Consider the following 2,914-nt stretch of genomic DNA (forward strand, 5'->3'; position numbering starts at 1 on the left):
AGCAAGCTCCCACCGAGGCATTCCGTTCTATTTTTGCATGGCTCGTAACTCTCAAGTTACACTAACTTGATTTGCCGCTATAGCAAGATTATGTTATATTAGGTTTATCTTAGAGAAATGAGTGAGAGTAATGGCTGGAATTGAAAAAGTGATTTTCATGAATATGTGTATGGTCTATGATAAAGAAGGTAATGTGGTGGCGCTGGACAAGGTGGGGAAGAATTATTCGGGAACGACGTTTCCCGGCGGGCATGTGGAGCCTGGGGAGACCTTTAGGGAGTCGGTGATCCGGGAAATTTATGAGGAGACCGGACTGACGATTCAAAATCCAAGACTGACCGGCATTTATCACTGGATGACAGGGGATATAAAGAGTGTGGGCTTTTTATATAAAACGTCGGAATATGAAGGAAAATTGATCTCATCCGAGGAGGGAAAGGTCTACTGGATCTCCGGAGAAGAGTTTTTGAAGAAGCCGCTGGCACCCGGTATGGAGCAGGTGTGGCAGATGATGCATGATGAAGATGCACAGGAATGTTTGCAGACACTGACGGAAGAAGGCATTGTATCAAAGATTCAGTAGGATATTTCGGAGGCAGGAGGAAAATAAAATGATCAACAAATTACATATGGCAATGATCGGACTTTACCATGGAGATGCAAAGCGCATTCAGCATTTTTGCAAGGTACACAGCTATGCAAAACTGATTGCGGAAATGGAGAATGTGGATGCTAAGACCTTATTTATTTTGGAGACAGCAGCACTGACTCACGATATCGGCATCCATCTGTGTGAAGAAAAATACGGAAACTGTAACGGAAAATTACAGGAAAAAGAAGGTCCGGCCATTGCCGAAAAGCTGCTGGCAGAGCTTGGTTTTTCCAGAGAAGTTTCCGAGCGGGTACAGTATCTGATCGCCCATCATCATACCTACAATAATATAGATGGAATCGATTATCAGATTTTGGTGGAAGCGGATTTCCTTGTAAACATGTGTGAGGACGAACTGTCTGAAGAAACCTTGCAGAACACCTATCAGAATATTTTTCGGACGGAAACCGGGAAAAAGATCTGCAGAGAGATGTATGATATAGCGTGACTTTTTTGTGAATGAAAAGACCACCGGAGAGCAGATACTGCTGTGTTTTGAGACCAATGAGGATTCGGATTAGAAAACGATGTTTGGCTGGACGAAAGGAAACAGAAATAAGGAGATCCCACATGAGAAATAGAAAAGAAGAAATATTAACGGTAGCTCTGCATCTGTTTGCCAGAGATGGCTATGAAGCTGTCTCAGTCAGTCAGATCGCCGGAGAGCTTGACATGACGAAAGGAGCATTATACCGCCATTACAAGAGTAAAAGAGATATTTTTGACTGCATTGTAGAGCGCATGGAGCAGGGAGACAGCGAGCAGGCTGCAGAGTATGACATGCCGGAAGATGATAAAGAGAGTATGCCGGATCAGTACAAGACAGTGTCTTTGGAGGAATTTGTCGAATATAGCAAGTCTATGTTTGCATACTGGACAGAGGATGATTTCGCATCATCGTTTCGGAAGATGTTGACAATAGAGCAGTTTCGGAGTGAAGAGATGCAGGGATTATATCAGCAATATCTTTCGTCCGGACCCGCAGCATATGTGAAAGATTTATTTGAGAGCATGGAAATTGCGCATGCCGAAGAGAACGCAGTCCGATTTTATGCAACGATGTATTTTTATTATAGCGTATATGATGGCGCAGACGATAAGGAAAAAGTAAAAAAAGAATTTGCATCGGCGATCGGCAGCATGGCACAGGAATGGATAAAGCAACCAAAGTTAACACAGATCCGAAAAAGCTGACAAGTTTGTATGGTGTAAATCTAATCCAACAGAACCTATAATGAAGATGTCAGAAAGGAAGTGATGATCATGTTGTCAGAGAATCTTGTGATGCTACGTAATTTAAAGGGACTCACACAGGAACAAGTGGCAGAAGTAGTGGAAATTTCAAGACAGTCTTATGCTAAATGGGAGCAGGGGGAGACGGTTCCGGATATTGAAAAATGTGACAGACTTGCATCCTTCTACGGAATTAAGCTGGATGCTTTGATGCACTATGATGAAAAAGTCGGGAATACCAAAATGGCTCCGCCACCGGAAGGAAAATTTTTATGGGGAACGGTGAAGCTGGGCAATCGCGGACAGATCGTAATTCCGAAAGAGGCGAGAGACAAGTATGGATTGCAGGAGGGCTCCCGTCTGGTGGTATTGGGCGATGAAGAAGGCATTGCCCTGATACAGGCAGAAAAGTTTGAAAGCCAGTTAAAAAGTGCGCTGGAACTAAGCAGAAAAATGATTGCGGAGGATTAGAATATGAAGTGTTCAAATTGTGGAAAAGAAATGAGGAAAGGTTATTTATTCAGCAGTAAGGATGGAGCTTTCAGCTTCGCAAATGAAGTTCCCGGAGTATTTGAAAATGCAAAAAATGCAGATGGTTTTGTAGAAATTACAAAGCTCAAACCCAGTCACAGAACACAAATAGAAGCAGAATGCTGCGAAGAATGCAGAATGCTGGTGATTCATTACTAAAGGGAATGCCATGAGAGTTGAGACAGATAGAATGTATCTTTATCCGATAAGTAAAAAATAAGAAAAACAGCTTGCAAAATAAAAGGCACAGTGCTACTATAACCACGGAAAAAACAAGTTGGAGGTGAATTTCATGGACAGTTGCGATGATTATGGGCGAAGTAGAAAACACGGTGCTTTTTCCTGCAAGCATGGTACAGCTGTCTGTGGAAAGTGACGGTCGTACTTTGATTTGTTGTGCATAGAGATTCATGCAGAGGAAGCATCGTGTGATGCTTCTTTTGTTTATGGGCTTTAGCCTGTTGAGTGCATCGGAGTTTCTCCAAACGGAGAAATGGA

General features: G+C 42.7%; 5 protein-coding genes. All 5 read left to right on the forward strand.

Translation table 11 applies throughout. The features are described 5' to 3' along the window. Positions 1-130 precede the first annotated feature (130 nt). The 5 genes from ACTRDR_RS14655 (at position 131) to ACTRDR_RS14675 (ending at position 2,575) form a co-directional block, all read left to right on the forward strand. Positions 131-583, forward strand: coding sequence for an 8-oxo-dGTP diphosphatase (locus ACTRDR_RS14655; RefSeq protein WP_440528361.1), 453 nt, complete (start codon positions 131-133; stop codon positions 581-583). Positions 584-611: 28 nt separating this feature from the next. Next, a complete protein-coding gene (locus tag ACTRDR_RS14660; RefSeq protein WP_176866112.1) occupies positions 612-1,100 on the forward strand; it encodes an HD domain-containing protein in 489 nt (162 codons plus the stop codon). Positions 1,101-1,222: 122 nt separating this feature from the next. Continuing rightward, positions 1,223-1,846, forward strand: coding sequence for a TetR/AcrR family transcriptional regulator (locus tag ACTRDR_RS14665; RefSeq protein ID WP_440528362.1), 624 nt, complete (start codon positions 1,223-1,225; stop codon positions 1,844-1,846). A gap of 63 nt (positions 1,847-1,909) precedes the next feature. Continuing rightward, positions 1,910-2,356 (forward strand): helix-turn-helix domain-containing protein, encoded by a 447-nt coding sequence (locus ACTRDR_RS14670; RefSeq protein WP_440528364.1) that lies wholly within the window; start codon positions 1,910-1,912, stop codon positions 2,354-2,356. A gap of 3 nt (positions 2,357-2,359) precedes the next feature. After that, positions 2,360-2,575, forward strand: coding sequence for a PF20097 family protein (locus tag ACTRDR_RS14675; RefSeq protein ID WP_022154442.1), 216 nt, complete (start codon positions 2,360-2,362; stop codon positions 2,573-2,575). Positions 2,576-2,914: the final 339 nt, after the last annotated feature.

Origin of the sequence: Simiaoa sp., assembly GCF_051972595.1 — a bacterium.
Classification (GTDB): domain Bacteria; phylum Bacillota; class Clostridia; order Lachnospirales; family Lachnospiraceae; genus Acetatifactor; species Acetatifactor hominis.